Below are 16,761 nucleotides of genomic sequence, written 5' to 3'. Positions count from 1 at the left end.
GTACAATGCCGGCCCGACATTCCTACCCCCGCGCCTAGGGCACTGACACAACCGTGTACATAGGTGCGACCCCTTAGATGAGCAGCAACCTATGAACACCGCAACGCCTTCCGAGATCGCCAATCTCCGGAACATCGCCATCATCGCCCACGTCGACCACGGCAAGACCACTCTGGTCGACAAGCTCCTCAGCCAGTCCGGCACCCTGGACCGCAAGGCCGAGGGTCAGGAGCGCGTCATGGATTCCAATGACCAGGAGAAGGAACGCGGCATCACCATCCTGGCCAAGAACACGGCGATCCGCTGGCAGTCTCCGGATGGCCAGGACTACCGCATCAACATCGTGGACACCCCTGGACACGCCGACTTCGGCGGCGAGGTCGAGCGCGTCATGTCCATGGTGGACTCGGTACTGCTGCTGGTGGACTCGGTCGACGGCCCCATGCCGCAGACCCGCTTCGTCACCCAGAAGGCCTTCGCCCAGGGCCTCAGGCCCATCGTGGTGGTCAACAAGATCGACCGTCCCGGCGCGCGCCCCGACTGGGTCATCGACCAGATCTTCGACCTGTTCGACAACCTCGGCGCCTCTGATGAGCAGCTCGACTTCCCGATCATCTACTGCTCCGCGCTCAACGGCATCGCCGGCCCCGACCCCGAGGAGCTGGCCGAGGACATGACCCCCATGTTCCAGGCCATCGTCGACATCGTCGAGCCGCCCAAGGTCGAGCTGGACGGTCCCTTCCAGATGCAGATCTCCGCGCTGGACTACAACAGCTACGTGGGCGTCATCGGCCTGGGCCGCATCAAGCGCGGCTCGGTGAAGCCCAACCAGCAGGTCACCGTGATCGGCACCGACGGCGCCACCCGCAAGGGCAAGGTCGGCCAGGTGATGACCCACATGGGCCTGGAGCGCGTGCAGACCGACGAGGCCACCGCCGGCGACATCGTCTGCATCACCGGCATCGACCCGCTCTCCATCTCCGACACCCTGTGCGACCCGGCTGCCGTCGAGGCGCTGCCCCCGCTCTCCGTCGACCAGCCCACCGTCTCCATGACCTTCCAGGTCAACGACTCGCCGATGGCCGGCCGCGACGGCAAGTTCGTCACCAGCCGCAACATCAAGGATCGCCTCGAGCAGGAGCTGATCCACAACGTGGCGCTGCGCGTCGAGCAGGGCGAGACCCCGGAGAAGTTCAAGGTCTCCGGCCGCGGTGAACTGCACCTCTCGGTGCTGATCGAGACCATGCGTCGCGAGGGCTTCGAGCTGGCCGTGGGCCGCCCCGAGGTGATCATCCGCGAGATCGACGGCGTCAAGCAGGAGCCGTACGAAGAGGTGATCATCGACTGCGAGGAGCAGCACCAGGGCTCCATCATGGAGGAGCTCGGTTACCGCAAGGGCGAGCTCTCCAACATGAATCCCGACGGCAAGGGCCGGGTTCGCCTGGACTTCATGATCCCCGCTCGCGGCCTGATCGGCTTCCGCGGCCAGTTCATGACCCTGACCTCCGGCACCGGCATCCTGACCAGCCGCTTCGACCACTACGGCCCGCTCAAGCCCGACGCCGCCATCGAGCGTCGCAACGGCGTGATGGTCTCCATGGTCGACGGCAAGGCGCTGGCCTATGCGCTCTACGCCCTGCAGGATCGCGGCAAGCTGATCATCGACCACGGCACCGAGGTCTACGAGGGCATGCTGGTGGGCATCCACAGCCGCGCCAACGACCTGGTGGTCAACCCCACCAAGGGCAAGAAGCTCGACAACATGCGCGCCTCGGGCAACGACGAGAACATCGTGCTGACCCCGCCGGTGAAGTTCTCGCTGGAGCAGGCCATCGAGTTCCTCGACGACGACGAGCTGGTGGAGATCACCCCGAACCACATCCGCCTGCGCAAGAAGTTCCTCAAGGAAAACGAGCGCAAGCGCGCCAGCAAGAAGTAAGGCGAGGCCATCGCGCCACGACGCCCGCCCGGGGTACTCCCCGCGGCGGGCGTCGTCGTTCTCGGCCCCGGCATCTTCTATGCTGGTAGCCTGCCAACTCGATCCGCCGCCCAGAGAGGAGAACCGGCATGCACAAGCACGTGGAGTGGGACGACCCCGGCGCCGACAGCGTGATGCGCCACTTCGAGAAGGACCCCATGGGCCACTCGGCCCCCGGGCCCGGCGACATCCTCTCGGCGCGCTACCAGGGCGCCGTGGTCCGGGTGAAGGTCGAGGCCTACGTGGAGGGCACCAGCATCGGCGAGGTGGCGGCGATCATCGCCGTCAACAACGGCCGACGGCTGAAGTCCCACGGCAAGCTGGCCCTGGGCGACACCGTTCGCCTGCCGGACGCCTCCCGCGCCCTGGAGCCCCGCGTCGGCAGGGCCCGGGACGACGACGAGGATGACGAGGACGACGACCAGGCGCGCTAGTCGATAGCGACACCATCGCCGAACTTAACGGCCGATAAACGCTTGGCGGCTGGCTCCTGACCGCGTTTTGCCGCAAAGTTGCGGCACGGGCCCACAAGGCCATCGATTCGCGTTCTGGAGCCACCATGAGCAAGCATAACGTCTGGACCCACAAGGGCACCTTCCTGCTGGCTGCCGTCGGCTCGGCGGTGGGTCTCGGCAACCTCTGGCGCTTTCCCTACCTGACCGGGGAGAACGGCGGCGGTGCCTTCATCCTGGTCTACGCCCTGACCATCTTCGCGGTGGGCATCCCGATCCTGATCGCCGAGACCATGCTCGGCCGCAGCAGCCGCCGAAGCCCGATCATGGGCATGCGCTTTCTCACCCGCACCCACAACACCTCGCGGGCCTGGGAGTCCATCGGCTGGCTGGGGGCCGCTTCGGCCTTCCTGATCCTCAGCTTCTACTCGGTGATCGCCGGCTGGGCGATCCACTACACCTGGCAGATGCTCACCGGCTCGCTGGCCGGCGCCGATGCCGCCACCATCGGCGCGGGCTTCGAGGCCCTGCTCGCCTCGCCGGGGCTGCTGACCCTCTACCACACCCTGTTCATCATCGCCTCGGGGCTGATCGTCGGCATGGGTATCCACAAGGGCATCGAGAGCGGGCTGCGCATCATCATGCCGGCGCTTTTCGTCATCCTGCTGGTGGTGCTCGCCTACGGCGTGGCCAACGGCGACTTCGGCGCCGCGGCCAGCTTCCTGTTCACCTTCAACCTCGCCGACCTGAGCCTGGAGGGCTGGCTGGCCGCCATGGGGCAGTCCTTCTTCACCCTGAGCCTCGGCATGGGCGCGATCATGGCCTACGGCGCCTACATGTCCAGCGACCTCTCGCTGACCCGCACCGCCGTCACCATCGCCATCGTCGACACCGCCGTGGCCATGGTCGCGGGCCTGGCGATCTTCTCGCTGGTGTTCGGCGCCGGCCTGGACGCCGGCCAGGGCCCGGGGCTGATGTTCGTCACCCTGCCGCTGGCCTTCGCCGAGATGCCCTTCGGCGCGCTGATCGGCGGGGTCTTCTTCATCCTGGTGCTGGGTGCGGCCATCAGCTCCTCCATCTCGCTGATCGAGCCGGTGGCCGCCTTCCTGGTGGAGCGCTTCGACATGACCCGCCCCCAGGCGGTGTTCGCCATGGTGGTAGCCAGTTGGGCGCTGGGCCTGCTCACCGTGGTCAGCTTCAACGTCTACGCCGAGGGCACCCTCTTCCATGCCCTGTTCGGGCGCAGCGCCTTCGACTTCATCGAGCTGCTCACCAACATCTTCATGCCGCTGGGCGGCCTTCTGATCGCGCTCTTCGCCGGCTGGGCGTTGACCCACAGCGAGGTGATGAAGGAGATGCGCACCAACGAGACCTGGTTCGCCATCTGGCGCTTCCTGGTGCGCTTCGTGGCCCCGGCGGCGGTGGCCTTCGTCTTCCTGCGCGCCATCCCCCAGGTGGAGGGCTACCTGATCCCCACCGTCGGCGCCCTGGTGATCGTCGGCGCCTTCGCCGCCGGCCGCACCTTCCTGGTGGAAGACAGCCAGGAGCAGTGACGGTCGCGCCGCCGCCCCGGGCGGCGGCGCCTCGGCCGCGCGAGCGGCAGCGAACTCGACAAGAACCATGCAACAAGAACCATGCAACAAGAACAATGGAAACATCCATGACACCCATGATCGACGTGCGCAACGTCCACAAGGCCTTCGGTGGCCTTCGGGTCATCAACGACTGCTCGCTCTCGGTGGCGAAGGGCTCCATCACCGGGCTGATCGGCCCCAACGGGGCCGGCAAGTCGACGCTGTTCAACATCATCGCCGGCGCCCTGCCGCTGGACAGCGGCCAGGTGCTGCTCGACGGCGAGGAGATCACCAACCGCCCCGCCAACGAGCTCTTCCACAAGGGGTTGCTGCGCACCTTCCAGATCGCCCACGAGTTCTCCCAGATGACCGCCCTGGAGAACCTGATGATGGTGCCCCCCGCCCAGGCCGGCGAGGGGCTCTTCAACGCCTGGCTCAAGCCGGGGCTGGTGCGGACCCAGGAGGAGGGGGTGCGCCGCAAGGCCTTGGAGGTGATCGACTTCATCGGGCTCTACCACGTGCGCAACGAGCTGGCCGGCAACCTCTCCGGCGGCCAGAAGAAGCTGCTCGAGCTCGGCCGCACCATGATGACCGACGCCCGGGTGGTGCTGCTCGACGAGATCGCGGCGGGGGTCAACCGCACCCTGCTGGGCGACCTGGTGGAGAACATCGAGCGCCTCAACCGCGATCTGGGCTACACCTTCCTGGTCATCGAGCACGACATGGACATGATCGCGAGGCTCTGCGACCCGGTGATCGTGCTGGCCCAGGGCAGCGTGATGGTGGAGGGCACGATACAGGAGATCCAGAGCAACCCCGAGGTCATCGAAGCCTATTTTGGAGCCCCCCACGATGCCACTCCTTGATGCGCGCGACGTCCACGGCGGCTACGGCGGCATGAACATCCTCAACGGGGTGAACATGGCCATCGAGGCCGACGAGATCGGCGTGATCGTCGGCCCCAACGGCGCCGGCAAGTCCACCATGCTCAAGGCCGTGTTCGGCCTGCTGACCGTGACCCAGGGCGAGATCCTGCTGCGCGGCGAGCCGATCCACAACCTGCCCCCCAACAAGCTGGTGCAGCAGGGCATGGGCTTCGTTCCCCAGGAGAAGAACGTCTTCCCGAGCATGACGGTGAAGGAGAACCTGGAGATGGGCGCCTTCCTCAAGCCCCAGAACGTCAAGCGCATGCTCAAGCAGATCTACGACTTCTTCCCGCCGCTCTATGACAAGCGCCACCAACCCGCCGGCGAGCTCTCCGGCGGCCAGCGCCAGATGGTGGCCATGGGCCGGGCGCTGATGGCCGAGCCCAGCCTGCTGCTGCTCGACGAGCCCACCGCGGGCCTCTCGCCGCTCTACATGAACGAGATCTTCGAGCAGGTGAAGCAGATCAACGCCGCCGGCGTCGGCATCCTGATGGTGGAGCAGAACGCCAAGCAGGCGCTGGCCATCGCCGACAAGGGCTTCGTGCTGGCCGCCGGCCAGAACCGCTTCACCGATACCGGTGCCGCCCTGCTGGCGGACCCGGAAGTGGCCAGGAGCTTCCTGGGCGGCTGAGCCAGGGACAGGAGAACAACCGTCGTGAACGAACTCGTCTTCTTCATCAACAACGTGATCATCGCCGGCAGCGTGACCGGCTCGATCTACGCCATCGGCGCCATCGGCGTGACGCTGATCTTCAGCATCATGCGCTTCGCCCACTTCGCCCACGCCGACATGATGACCTTCGGCGCCTTCATGGTGCTGCTGCTCACCGCGGCCTTCCCGGGCGTGGGCGGCATCGTCGGGCTGCCCACTCCGGTGGTGATGCTGCCGGCGGCCATGGTGCTCACCGCGCTGCTCGCCGTGGGCATCGACAAGGCCTTCTACAAGCCGCTGCGCGCCCACGGGGTGAAGCCCATCGTCATCGTGATCGGCTCGCTCGGCGTCACCCTGATGCTGCAGGGGCTGATCCGCCTGTTCGCCGGCACCAGCGCCCAGAACCTCTACATGGCCGGCGAGCGCAAGGAGATCTACCGTCTCGCCCTGCCCTTCGAGGGGGTGCGCGCGCCCATCGTGATCACCGAGCCGCAGATCATCCTCTTCGTGCTGACCATCGCCTGCGTGGTGGGCCTGCACCTCTTCCTCAACCGCTCGCGGCTGGGCAAGGCGATGCGCGCCATGTCGGACAACCCCGACCTGGCCCGCGCCTCGGGGATCAACACCAACGCCATCGTGGCGGTGACCTGGGTGATCGCCGGGGGGCTCGCCGCCATCGCCGGCACCCTGCTGTCGCTGGACGTCACCTTCAAGCCGGACCTCAGCTTCTTCCTGCTGCTGCCGATCTTCGCCGCGGCCATCGTCGGCGGCGTGGGCCACCCCTACGGCGCCATCGCCGGCGGCTTCGTGGTGGGCTTCGCCGAGACCCTGGCGGTGTTCAACTGGTCGGTGCTGCTGCGGCCCATCGCCCACCACTTCCCGGAGTGGCTGGAGCTGCCGCGCAACCTGGCCTTCGTGAGCACCGAGTACAAGATCGTGGTTCCCTTCTTCATCCTGGTGGCCATCCTGGTGTGGCGCCCCACCGGCATCTTCAAGGGCAAGGTGATCTGATGAACACGACCGACAAGCGCCGCGAGGACCTCGTCGCCGCCCCATCGCGCTTCCCCCTCCGCGAGGTGGTGCTGTTTGCCGCCCTGCTGGCGGCCATCCTCGGGGTCTACATGGCGATGGGGGCGGCCTACAGCACCCGCATGCTGGTGGAGGCCGCCTGCTACGCCATCCTGGCCCTCGGCCTGACCATCCAGTGGGGCTACGCCGGCCAGTTCAATGCCGGGGTGATGGGCTTCGTGGCCCTCGGCGGCTACTGCGCCATGGCCTTCAGCGTGCCCGTGAACCCCGCCTTCTGGGAGAGTGAACTGCCCGGCGAGCTGGCCCGGGTGCTGCTCTACGCGGCGGCGGCCGCCATGCTGGTGTTTGGCGCCACTAGGCTCGACCGGATCGGCGTGCCCAAGCGGCTGCGCACCCTGATCGCCATCGTGCTGGCGGTGGTGCTCTATCTGGTGGTGATCAGCCTGCTGCGCGGAGTCACCGGCGAGATCCAGTCACAGGCGGGCTTCGTCGGCGGCCTGGGCCTGCCGGCCTGGACCGGCTGGATCGTCGGCGGGGCACTGGCCGGCGCGGTGGGCTACTTCATCGGCCATATCTGCCTGGGGCTACGCAGCGACTACCTGGCCATCGCCACCCTGGGCATCGCCGAGATCATCAAGGCCTTCCTCAAGAACTCCGACTGGCTGACCCGCGGCACCGCCACCGTCTCGCCGTTGCCCTGGCCCACCCCAGGGCCGGCGGAGCTGGGCTTCACCCTGGCTCGGGCGCTCTACCTCTCGGTGACGGCGGTGATGATCGCGGTGATCTTCTTCCTGCTGCACCGCGCCTACAACGCCCCCTGGGGACGGATGATCCGCGCCATCCGCGACAACGAGGTGGCCGCCTCCGCCATGGGCAAGGACATCAACCAGCGCCGCCTGGAGATCTTCGTGCTGGGCTGCATCCTGATGGGCATCGGCGGCGGGGTGCTGGCCACCTTCAACAGCCTGTTCGACCCGGACGGCTACCTGCCGCTCAACCACACCTTCCTGGTGCTGGTGATGGTGATTCTCGGCGGCCCCGGCAACAACCTGGGCACCATCTTCGGCGCCGTGGCGGTCTACCTCATCTGGATCATGTCCGAACCGCTGGCCCTGGCGCTGATGAGCCTGGCCGTGCACCTCGGCGACCTGTGGTTCGCCTGGGAGCCGCCGCGCAACATCGAGAGCCGCGCCCTGCAGGCCCGGGTCTTCGTGATCGGCCTGCTGATCACCCTGGTGCTGCGCTTCGCGCCGCAGGGACTCTTGCCCGAGAAGGTCAGGCACCACGGGTAGGCTTTATCGAAAACTGTCTACGCTCGGCCATACGGCGTTAAAAATCAGCTCAAGGTACTCATTTACAGCTGTAAACTCCGTCCTTTCGCTGATTTTTGCCTTGTCTGGCCTTCGCTCGACGACTTTTCGAAAAAAGCCTTATCAACGTGAAAGGCCCCGGTGGAAAACCACCGGGGCCTTTCTGGTCAGAGAGCTCGGATCAGCTCAGCGCGGGAGGCTCAGGGCTCGACGAAGCCCTTGCTGACGAAGCGGCCGTCCTCGACCACCATCTCCACCACCACGCCCGGCACGTCGCCATCCTCGTCGAACTCGTGGCTGCCGGAGGCGCCCTCGTAGTTGATCTCAGTGCCGGCGGCGATCAGCTCCACGGCCTTCTCCCACTCGCCGGGCAGGATGATCTCGCCCGGAGCGCTTGCGACGCTGCGCAGCGCCGCGGAGAGCCCCTCGCGCTCGGCGCTGCCGTTCTGCTCGATGGCCAGCGCCACCAGGAAGGCGGCATCGTAGGCCTGGGCGGCGAACACCGCGCTGGGGTCGATGCCGGCGGCCTCGGCGGCCTCGTTGAAGATCTCGGTGCCCGGCAGGTCGGGGCTGCCCGGGCGGGTGGCGATCATGCCCTCGAGCACGTCAGCGCCGATCGCCTCCACCAGGCTGTCGCCCACCATGCCGTCGGCTCCCACGTACTGGGTGAAGGTGCCGGCCTCGTAGGCCTGGCGCAGCACCGTCTGGCCGGAGGTGTCGGCATAGGCCAGCACCACCAGGGTGTCGGCGCCGGTGGCGGAGAGCGAGCCCAGCTCGGAGCGGTAGTCGGCGCGGTTGTCCTCGTGGGCCAGGTTCTCGGCCACTTCGCCGCCACCCGCCTCGAAGGCCTCGGTGAAGGCCTCGGAGAGGCCGCGACCGTAGTCGTTGTTCACGTAGGTCACGGCCACGTAGTCGATGCCACGGTCGAGCACCAGCTTGGCCAGCATCTCGCCCTGGAAGGCATCCGAGGGCACGGTGCGGAACACCAGGTCGTTGTCGTCCAGCTCGCTGACCGCCGGCGCCGTGGAGGCCGGCGAGACCATCACCACCCCGCCGGGAATGCCGGCATTGTTGGCCGCGGCGATGGTCGCCCCGGTGCACAGCGCGCCGACGATGGCGGTGACGTTCTCGGTGTTGACCATGCGATCCGCTGCGTTGGAGGCCGCCGAGGCGTCGCCGCAGGTGGTATCCCCGCTGGGCATCACCAGGGTCTGGCCGCCCAGGATGCCGCCCTGCTCGTTGACCTGCTGCACTGCCAGGCGGGCACCCTCGTAGATGGGCGGCGTGAGGCTCTCGATGCCCCCGGTGAAACCGCCGAGGAAACCGACCTTCACCTCGGCCTGGGCCGCGCCGGCCATGCTCAGTGCAGAGGCCGCGATGGCCATCGACAGGATGCTCTTCTTCATGTTGTTGTCCCGTTGGTTGCGAATAATGTGCTGGTGACTCCCACGCTCAATCTGGAACGCCCCGCGGGAAATCTCAAGCCGCCCCTGCCAACGCTGGCAAGCCCGGCGGTCAACTCCCCGCGCCAACGGCAGGGCCCGCCATCACGCCTATACTGAAAGGCCCCTGACACCGCCCGTTGCCTGGAGCCCCCACATGCGCACTCTCGCCCTGCCCCTGACCGTCGCCCTGGCGCTCGCCGCCGGCGGCGCCCACGCTTTCACCCCCGCCGGCACAGATCTCGTCTACGAGGTGGAGGGCGAGGCCTTCGAGGGGTATCTCGTCACCGCCGAGGGCGAGGCCCGCGGCACGGTGCTGATCATCCATGACTGGGACGGCCTGGACGACTACGAGCGCCAGCGCGCCGACATGCTCGCCGCGCAGGGCTATGACGCCTTCGCCGTGGACCTCTACGGCCAGGGCAACCGCCCCCAGGAGATCGAGAAGAAGCGCACCGAGACCGCCCGCCTCTACGAGGATCGCGAACGCATGCGCGCCCTGACCCTGGCGGGCCTAGCCGAGGCCCGCGCCCAGGGCGCCGCCGAGCCAAGCGTGATCATGGGCTACTGCTTCGGCGGCGCCGTGGCCCTGGAGATGGCTCGCTTCGGCGAGGCCGAGAACGTGCACGGCTTCGCCAGCTTCCATGGCGGCCTGGCCACCCCCGAGGGGCAGAGCTGGCCACAGGGCGCCGGGCCCATCCTGATCGCCCACGGCGGCGCCGACAGCGCCATTCCCATGAGCGAGGTCGCCACCCTGGCCGAGGAGCTGGAGGCCGCCGAGGCGACCTACGAGATCCAGGTCTACTCCGGCGCGCCCCACGCCTTCACCGTGTTCGGCAGCGACGCCTACCGGGCCCACGCCGATGCCCGCGCCTGGAGCGCCTTCCTGATCCTGCTCGACGAGGCACTCTGACCATGCTGCAGCAGCTGCTCACCGTCACCGAGCTCGGCGGCAGCCGCCGCGAGATCGGCCTGGCCCACGGCCGCACCCGCGCCCGGCTGATCCAGCGCAGCCTGGAGGTCTACGACCGGCTCTTCCACGACTTCGTGGGCATCCGCTGGGTGCGGGCCCGGGTCGAGGCGGCGCGCTTCGGGCGCATGATCGAGCGCGGCTTTCCCGAGATCCTCGAGGAGATGGACGCCATCGCCGAGGGCGCCGGGGTCGAGCCCATCGACATCCTCACCCTCAACTGCCGCAGCGAGATCTCGCTGACCCGCGCCAGCGGCGGCTGCTCCGCCTTCGCCCTGCAGCGCGCCGGCACCCAGTGGCTGGCACAGAACTGGGACTGGCGCACCGACCAGCTGCACAACGTGGTGGTGCTGAAGATCCAGGGCGAGAACAGTGCCCCGCTGGTGAGCGTCGGCGAGGCGGGCATGGTGGCCAAGATCGGGCTCAACGCCCACGGCATCGGCGTCTGCCTCAACGCCATCCGTTCGCAGACCTGCGGCGAGGGGCTGCCGATCCACGTGGCGCTGCGCAAGATCCTCGAGAGCCCCGACCTGGAAAGCGCCCTGGCGGTGGCCAGCCGCGACCGGGTCTGCTCCCCGGCCCACTTCCTGGTGGCGAGTGCCAAGGGCGAGGCGGTGGGACTCGAGGTGCACCCCGGCGAGCCAGGCCGGCTGCCGGCCGAGGGCGGCGTGGTCACTCACACCAACCATCTCTACGCGCCGGACGCCACCGCCCAGGTGGAGGATTTCCCCCGGGCCGACTCGCGCCCACGCCTGGCGCGACTGGATGCCCTGCTGCGCCGGGAGCCGGCGCCGAGCGCCCCCATGGACGAGCGCGCCCTGTTCGAGATCCTCGCCGACCACGACGGCGAGCCGCTGTCGATCTGCCGCCACTTCAACCCCGCCCAGCCCCCGGAGGAGCGCATGGAGACGCTGTTCGGGGTGGTGATGAACCTCACCGAGCGGCGCCTCGCCGTGCGCCACGGCAAGCCCTGCGAGTCCGAGGAGACGCTGGTGGTGACCCTGTAGGGCACGCTGGCATACCCACAGCCCCGGCACAGTCGCCGGGGGAATCGCAACGTCCCGCGGGTCAACGCAAGGGCGGCCGGGACAGGCTATGATGGGGGCTGAATTTGCTGCATCGCAGTAACCACCCCCGGAGCCGCCCCATGGATGCCCCCCACGACGACCGCTACATCGAGAACCGCACCTTCGACGAGATCCAGGTAGGCGACGAGGCGCACCTCGAGAAACGCCTGACCCTGGATGACATCAAACTGTTCGCCATCATGTCCGGCGACGTCAATCCCTCCCATGTGGACGACGACTTCGCGCGCAGCTCCCGCTTCCAGGAGGTCATCGCCCACGGCATGTGGGGCGGCGCGCTGATCTCCACGGTGCTGGGCACTCAGCTGCCCGGCCCCGGCACCCTCTACCTGGGCCAGACGCTGAGCTTCCGGGCACCGGTCGCCCTCGGCGACGTGCTCAAGGTCAGCGTGCGCGTCAGCGCCAAGGACGATGCACGCTCGCAGCTGACCCTCGACTGCCGCTGCGAGAACCAGCGGGGCAAGGTGGTGATCGAGGGCGAGGCTCGCGTGCTCGCCCCCACGGAGAAGATCCGCCGGCCCCGTGCCGTGCTGCCCACGGTGCGCCTGGCCGAACGCGGCCGCCTGCACGAGATCCTCTCCGCCGCCGACCACCCCCCCGCCATCCCCGTGGCGGTGGTGCACCCGGTGGACGATGTCTCGCTGACCGGCGCCGTGGCCGCCGCCCACCAGGGCCTGATCATTCCCCTGCTGGTGGGCCCGGAGGCGAAGATCCGCGCCGCGGCGGATGCCGCCCGGCTCGATATCAGCGAGTTCGAGCTGATCGACGTGCCCCACAGCCACGCCGCCGCGGAGCGCGCCGTGGCCCTGGTGCGAGAAGGACGCGCCGAGGCCCTGATGAAGGGGGCCCTGCACACCGACGAGCTGATGCACGAGGTGCTCAAGCGCGACGGCGGCCTGCGCACCGAGCGCTGCATCAGCCACGTGATGGCCTTCGACGTGCCGACCTACCCGCGCCCGCTGTTCATCACCGACGCCGCCATCAATATCTCGCCGAGCCTCGACCAGAAGCGCGACATCATCTGCAACGCCATCGAGCTGGCCCACGCCCTGGGCAACCAGGACCCCAGGGTGGCCATCCTCTCCGCGGTGGAGACGGTCAACCCCCGGATCCCCTCCACCCTGGACGCCGCCGCCCTGTGCAAGATGGCCGACCGCGGCCAGATCTGCGGCGGCACCCTGGACGGCCCGCTGGCCTTCGACAACGCCATCTCGGAGAGCGCCGCGCGCACCAAGGGCATCGACTCCCCGGTGGCCGGGCGCGCCGACATCCTGGTGGCCCCGGACCTGGAGTCCGCCAACATGCTGATGAAGCAGCTGACCTACCTGGCCGATGCCACCGGCGCCGGCCTGGTGCTGGGCGCCCGGGTCCCGATCATCCTCACCAGCCGCGCCGACGAGGCCATCACCCGCATGGCCTCCTGCGCCCTGGCCCTGCTGGTGGCCGACCACCAGCGGCGCCAGGGGCTGCCCGAACAGGGAGCCTGAGATGCGTCATATCCTGACCCTCAACAGCGGCTCCTCCAGCCTGAAGTTTGCCCTCTACCCGCTGGCGGGCGCCGCTTCCCTCGACGCCCTGACGCCCCGCTATCGCGGCAAGTTCACCGGGCTCAACGGTGGCGCCCCCGACTTCACGCTGGCGGATGGCGAGGGCCACCCGGTGGCCGCGGAGATGGGCGAGCTGCCCCCGCGCCTCGACCTGCCGGGCGCCACCGCGCGCCTGCTGGGCTGGCTGGATGCGCACCCCGACCTGGCGCTCGCCGCGGTGGGGCATCGGGTGGTCCACGGCGGCCGTGCCTACCATCGCCCGGTGCGCCTCACCCCCGAGATCACCGACGCGCTCAAGGCCTTCGAATCGCTGGCACCGCTGCACCAGCCCTTCTGCCTCGCCCCGGTGGCGGCGCTGGCCGAGCGCTACCCCGAGCTGCCCCAGGTGGCCTGCTTCGACACCGCCTTCCACGCCGACCAACCCGAGGTCGCCCGCTGGTTCGCCCTGCCCCGGGAGATGACCGAGCGCGGACTGATCCGCTACGGCTTCCACGGGCTCTCCTACGACTACATCAACCAGGTGCTGCCGGCCTGCCTGGGCGATGCCCCCCGGGAGCGGGTGATCGTCGCCCACCTGGGCAACGGCGCCAGCCTCTGCGCCATCCGCAACGGCCAGAGCGTGGCCTCCACCATGGGCTTCACCGCCATCGAGGGAATGCCCATGGGCACCCGCAGCGGCAGCCTCGACCCGGGGCTGGTGCTGCACCTGATCCAGCAGGAGGGGATGAGCGCCGACGAGGTCACCGAGCTGCTCTACAAGCGCTCCGGCCTGCTCGGCGTGTCCGGCATCAGCGGCGACATGCGCGAGCTGCTCGCAAGCCCCGCGGCGGAGGCCCGCGAAGCGGTGGCGCTCTACGCCTACCGCGCCGTGCGCGAGATCGGCAGCCTGGCGGCCGCCCTGGGCGGGCTCGACCAGCTGGTCTTCACCGCCGGTATCGGCGAGCGCGCCGCCCCGGTGCGCGAGGCCATCTGCCGGGGCTGCGAGTGGCTGGGCCTGGCCCTCGACCCCGACGCCAACCGCCGCGACGCCCCCCGCATCAGCCAGGACGAGAGCCGCGTCGGCGCCTGGGTGATCCCCACCGACGAGGAGCGCATGATCGCCTGGTACAGCGCCCGCCTGCTGAGTCAGCCGTAGGCTTTGGCTGAAAAGTCGGCGAGCGAAGGTCAGACAAGGCAAAAATCAGCGAAAAGGCGGAGTTTACGGGGTGTAAATGAGTACTTTGATCGGACTCGCGCACGAGCTGATTTTTAACGCGGTATGACCGAGCGTAGGCAGTTTTCGGACAGAGCCTAGCCTGCCAGCGCCTCCTCCACCAGGCTGCGCGCCGCAGCGCTCATGGGCAGGCCAAGCGCCAGCTCATGGGCCTTGGGCGACATCTTCTTCCAGGTCATCTGCACGATGCGGATCAGGTGGTCGTGGTCGATCTGCTTCGAGAAGTCCGCGAAGTAGTTCTCCAGGAACACCAGGCAAGCGCAATCCTCTACCGCCTGGGCGCCCGGGTCGCGCCCCAGGCCCTGCTTGCGGATCATCCGCTTCACCGCCTCTGCCGACTCGTCATCGAAGCCCGCCTCGCGCATCAGCGTGGCGGTGGTCTCCCCGGCGCGCTGGCCCTGGTCGCGACGCCAGGTCAGGTAGCCCACCCGCCCCTCCGGATAGTCGCTGCGCGGCACCTGCCAGCGCTGAAGGTGCTGGCCGCGCACCGCCAGGCGAATCAGCTCGTCGGGGTGCTCATGCAGCCGCTCCAGCCAGGCGCTCATGCGCCCGGCGTGCCACAGCTCCCGGGGCACGGGCGCACCCTCCACCTCCACATGGCGCGGGTCCTGCGCGTGCAGCGCATCCAGGGCGGCCAGGGTCTTCGCATAGGGGGTATCGGACATGCTCACTCCTTGTGATCGATGAAGGGCCAGTTGCCCCCAGCATATCAGCGGACGCCCGCAGCGGGGCGAAGCCACACCCTCGGGGAGATACACTGAGCGGAGAACCGACCGGGAGAGGCGCCATGAAATACATCTTCGAGGTGCATATCCGCGACGGCTACCGAGCCGAGGAGTACGCCGAAGCCTGGGTGCGCGCCAGCGAGATCATCCAGCGGGCGCCAGGCGCGCGAGGCACCGAACTGCACCGCAAGATCGACGACCCCACCACCCTGATCGCCATCGCCCACTGGGACAGCAAGGCCAGCCGCGACGCCATGGAGGCCAGGCGCGACCCGACGGTGAAGGCGATCATCAAGAGCGCCGCGCCCTGCTGCGAGATCCGCCTGATCGGCGAATTCGAGGAGCCGGAGTGGGTGGTGATGCCCCCGAGGAATAGGGGCAGGGAATAGGGGTAGGTCCCAGACTGCCGAGGCGACTGGTGGTAGACCGGGGAATAGGGATACGTCCCCGGTCGCCGCGAAGCTTCAGGCTACTGGTGGGAGATGGGCTCTGCCCGGCGAATGGCGCCGCAGGCGCCCCGGTGGTGTTGGGTGGTGTTGGCTGGCCTCAGCTAGTGCGGCCCAGGTGCCCTACGGGCTCCATTCGTGCAAGCAATGAACCACGGTGGGATGAGGAGATAGTAGCGCTACATTTCAAGCACTCCAGTAGGCTGGTAAATCTATTTCAATCCACGCGCCCCGGGCGGGGAGCGACACGTTCTCAAGATCGGTCATGTACTTGACCTGGCAGTTTCAATCCGCGCGGCCCGGGCGGGCCGCGACGCCCGGTGATGACGGGTGCCAGCCAGGGCGCTCGTGTTTCTATCCGCGCGGCCCGGGCGGGCCGCGACCTGCCTGGCGATGGCCTCTATCGCGTCGCTGCGGTTTCTATCCGCGCGGCCCGGGCGGGCCGCGACACGGGTCAGCTGGTACGGGGCGCGGTTGCGGTCCTGGTTTCTATCCGCGCGGCCCGGGCGGGCCGCGACTCGGAGAGCCAGGCGGCGAGCTCCTCGTAGCCCTGGTTTCTATCCGCGCGGCCCGGGCGGGCCGCGACTGGGCTTCAGCTTTGGGTAAGGAATAGATGGCGTAGTTTCTATCCGCGCGGCCCGGGCGGGCCGCGACGCGGGTGGTCTGCTACCCTTGACCAACGAGCAAAAGTTTCTATCCGCGCGGCCCGGGCGGGCCGCGACCCCAGCTGGGCCAGCTCATCGCTCACCTGGTTACGGTTTCTATCCGCGCGGCCCGGGCGGGCCGCGACAAGCCTTGAGCGGCTGGGCCCGCCTATCTCCGTGGTTTCTATCCGCGCGGCCCGGGCGGGCCGCGACTTTTGAGCTAGATTGACGACTGTCACCAACGAAGAGGTTTCTATCCGCGCGGCCCGGGCGGGCCGCGACGCTCACCACGCGGCCAGAGGCGGCCTCACTGCTAGGGTTTCTATCCGTGCGGCCCGGGCGGGCCGCGACTTCTGTGGGCTGGCGGGCCGAAGCCAATGGCGAGGTTTCTATCCGCGCGGCCCGGGCGGGCCGCGACGTGCCCACAGTAACAGCCGATGCCCTGGCGCAGACGTTTCTATCCGCGCGGCCCGGGCGGGCCGCGACCTTGACGCCATCGTAAGGGCCGCCCAGCAGCACGCGTTTCTATCCGCGCGGCCCGGGCGGGCCGCGACACCAGTTGCTGGCCGCCCGCCCACCACCGGCCCACGTTTCTATCCGCGCGGCCCGGGCGGGCCGCGACCCGTGATCGAATACACGGGAAAGCGGCCCCGTTTGTTTCTATCCGCGCGGCCCGGGCGGGCCGCGACCGCTTATAGAGGACGCCCATGACCTTCGTGATCAAGTTTCTATCCGCGCGGCCCGGGCGGGCCGCGACCAGGTCGTCAG

At 68.6% G+C, this 16,761-nt stretch carries 14 protein-coding genes and 1 CRISPR repeat array (1 of these 15 cut by a window edge); of the genes, 12 read left to right on the top strand and 2 right to left on the bottom strand.

Annotation, left to right across the window (positions count from 1 at the left end; all coding sequences use genetic code 11):
• Window positions 1-91: 91 nt before the first annotated feature.
• The 7 genes from typA (at window position 92) to HIR79_RS02550 (ending at window position 7,903) form a co-directional block, all read left to right on the top strand.
• Window positions 92-1,939 (top strand): translational GTPase TypA, encoded by a 1,848-nt coding sequence (gene typA, locus HIR79_RS02580; RefSeq protein ID WP_169956587.1) that lies wholly within the window; start codon window positions 92-94, stop codon window positions 1,937-1,939.
• Window positions 1,940-2,067: 128 nt separating this feature from the next.
• Window positions 2,068-2,412 carry a hypothetical protein gene (locus tag HIR79_RS02575; protein WP_169956585.1) on the top strand — a complete coding sequence of 115 codons (345 nt, stop codon included), beginning with the start codon at window positions 2,068-2,070 and terminating at the stop codon, window positions 2,410-2,412.
• 125 nt (window positions 2,413-2,537) lie between these two features.
• The gene (locus HIR79_RS02570; protein WP_169956583.1) at window positions 2,538-3,983 is read left to right on the top strand and encodes a sodium-dependent transporter; all 1,446 of its coding nucleotides are present in this window, start codon (window positions 2,538-2,540) and stop codon (window positions 3,981-3,983) included.
• 107 nt (window positions 3,984-4,090) lie between these two features.
• Window positions 4,091-4,870 carry an ABC transporter ATP-binding protein gene (locus HIR79_RS02565; RefSeq protein ID WP_169956581.1) on the top strand — a complete coding sequence of 260 codons (780 nt, stop codon included), beginning with the start codon at window positions 4,091-4,093 and terminating at the stop codon, window positions 4,868-4,870.
• Entirely contained in the window at window positions 4,857-5,561 is a 705-nt protein-coding gene (locus HIR79_RS02560; RefSeq protein ID WP_169956579.1) for an ABC transporter ATP-binding protein, read from the top strand. The genes HIR79_RS02565 and HIR79_RS02560 overlap by 14 nt, the downstream gene beginning before the upstream one ends.
• Window positions 5,562-5,585: 24 nt before the next feature.
• A complete protein-coding gene (locus HIR79_RS02555; protein ID WP_169956577.1) occupies window positions 5,586-6,593 on the top strand; it encodes a branched-chain amino acid ABC transporter permease in 1,008 nt (335 codons plus the stop codon).
• Window positions 6,593-7,903: a branched-chain amino acid ABC transporter permease gene (locus tag HIR79_RS02550; RefSeq protein ID WP_169956575.1), complete on the top strand. Its 1,311-nt coding sequence runs from the start codon at window positions 6,593-6,595 to the stop codon at window positions 7,901-7,903. The genes HIR79_RS02555 and HIR79_RS02550 overlap by 1 nt, the downstream gene beginning before the upstream one ends.
• A 218-nt stretch (window positions 7,904-8,121) precedes the next feature.
• Here the strand turns inward: HIR79_RS02550 and HIR79_RS02545 are convergent, their stop codons facing one another.
• The gene (locus tag HIR79_RS02545) at window positions 8,122-9,327 is read right to left on the bottom strand and encodes an ABC transporter substrate-binding protein (protein ID WP_169956573.1); all 1,206 of its coding nucleotides are present in this window, start codon (window positions 9,325-9,327) and stop codon (window positions 8,122-8,124) included.
• A 193-nt stretch (window positions 9,328-9,520) separates the two neighbouring features.
• Between HIR79_RS02545 and HIR79_RS02540 the strand changes: the two genes are divergently transcribed.
• The 4 genes from HIR79_RS02540 to HIR79_RS02525 all read left to right on the top strand — a co-directional run bounded on the left by HIR79_RS02540 (window position 9,521) and on the right by HIR79_RS02525 (window position 14,100).
• Entirely contained in the window at window positions 9,521-10,276 is a 756-nt protein-coding gene (locus HIR79_RS02540; RefSeq protein ID WP_169956571.1) for a dienelactone hydrolase family protein, read from the top strand.
• Between the two features lie 2 nt (window positions 10,277-10,278).
• On the top strand, window positions 10,279-11,340 hold the full coding sequence (locus HIR79_RS02535) for a C45 family autoproteolytic acyltransferase/hydrolase (RefSeq protein WP_169956569.1): 1,062 nt from the start codon (window positions 10,279-10,281) through the stop codon (window positions 11,338-11,340).
• Window positions 11,341-11,480: 140 nt separating this feature from the next.
• Window positions 11,481-12,905, top strand: a complete 1,425-nt coding sequence (locus HIR79_RS02530; protein WP_169956567.1) for a bifunctional enoyl-CoA hydratase/phosphate acetyltransferase — start codon at window positions 11,481-11,483, stop codon at window positions 12,903-12,905.
• A gap of 1 nt (window position 12,906) precedes the next feature.
• Window positions 12,907-14,100: an acetate/propionate family kinase gene (locus tag HIR79_RS02525; RefSeq protein WP_169956565.1), complete on the top strand. Its 1,194-nt coding sequence runs from the start codon at window positions 12,907-12,909 to the stop codon at window positions 14,098-14,100.
• A gap of 155 nt (window positions 14,101-14,255) precedes the next feature.
• On the opposite strand, the gene HIR79_RS02520 is transcribed toward HIR79_RS02525, so the two are convergent.
• Window positions 14,256-14,843: a DUF4202 domain-containing protein gene (locus HIR79_RS02520; protein WP_169956563.1), complete on the bottom strand. Its 588-nt coding sequence runs from the start codon at window positions 14,841-14,843 to the stop codon at window positions 14,256-14,258.
• Between the two features lie 122 nt (window positions 14,844-14,965).
• Here HIR79_RS02520 and HIR79_RS02515 point away from each other — a divergent pair, with 122 nt between their 5' ends.
• Entirely contained in the window at window positions 14,966-15,292 is a 327-nt protein-coding gene (locus HIR79_RS02515) for an antibiotic biosynthesis monooxygenase family protein (RefSeq protein ID WP_169956562.1), read from the top strand.
• 271 nt (window positions 15,293-15,563) lie between these two features.
• Window positions 15,564-16,761: a CRISPR direct-repeat array (repeat unit 33 nt; unit sequence GTTTCTATCCGCGCGGCCCGGGCGGGCCGCGAC) (it continues 2,306 nt past the right edge of the window).

The organism is Halomonas sp. PGE1 (genome assembly GCF_013000985.1).
Lineage (GTDB): Bacteria > Pseudomonadota > Gammaproteobacteria > Pseudomonadales > Halomonadaceae > Halomonas > Halomonas alkalicola.
Note: the sequence above shows the minus strand (reverse complement) of the source record. Positions and strands in the feature narration are given on the sequence as shown.

Excerpts from the sequence above, each read along its gene's own strand:
- typA (WP_169956587.1), top strand. The coding sequence starts at position 92 with ATGAACACCGCAACGCCTTCCGAGATCGCCAATCTCCGGAACATCGCC.
- HIR79_RS02575 (WP_169956585.1), top strand. The coding sequence starts at position 2,068 with ATGCACAAGCACGTGGAGTGGGACGACCCCGGCGCCGACAGCGTGATG.
- HIR79_RS02570 (WP_169956583.1), top strand. The coding sequence starts at position 2,538 with ATGAGCAAGCATAACGTCTGGACCCACAAGGGCACCTTCCTGCTGGCT.
- HIR79_RS02565 (WP_169956581.1), top strand. The coding sequence starts at position 4,091 with ATGACACCCATGATCGACGTGCGCAACGTCCACAAGGCCTTCGGTGGC.
- HIR79_RS02560 (WP_169956579.1), top strand. The coding sequence starts at position 4,857 with ATGCCACTCCTTGATGCGCGCGACGTCCACGGCGGCTACGGCGGCATG.
- HIR79_RS02550 (WP_169956575.1), top strand. The coding sequence starts at position 6,593 with ATGAACACGACCGACAAGCGCCGCGAGGACCTCGTCGCCGCCCCATCG.
- HIR79_RS02545 (WP_169956573.1), bottom strand. The coding sequence starts at position 9,327 with ATGAAGAAGAGCATCCTGTCGATGGCCATCGCGGCCTCTGCACTGAGC.
- HIR79_RS02540 (WP_169956571.1), top strand. The coding sequence starts at position 9,521 with ATGCGCACTCTCGCCCTGCCCCTGACCGTCGCCCTGGCGCTCGCCGCC.
- HIR79_RS02535 (WP_169956569.1), top strand. The coding sequence starts at position 10,279 with ATGCTGCAGCAGCTGCTCACCGTCACCGAGCTCGGCGGCAGCCGCCGC.
- HIR79_RS02530 (WP_169956567.1), top strand. The coding sequence starts at position 11,481 with ATGGATGCCCCCCACGACGACCGCTACATCGAGAACCGCACCTTCGAC.
- HIR79_RS02525 (WP_169956565.1), top strand. The coding sequence starts at position 12,907 with ATGCGTCATATCCTGACCCTCAACAGCGGCTCCTCCAGCCTGAAGTTT.
- HIR79_RS02520 (WP_169956563.1), bottom strand. The coding sequence starts at position 14,843 with ATGTCCGATACCCCCTATGCGAAGACCCTGGCCGCCCTGGATGCGCTG.
- HIR79_RS02515 (WP_169956562.1), top strand. The coding sequence starts at position 14,966 with ATGAAATACATCTTCGAGGTGCATATCCGCGACGGCTACCGAGCCGAG.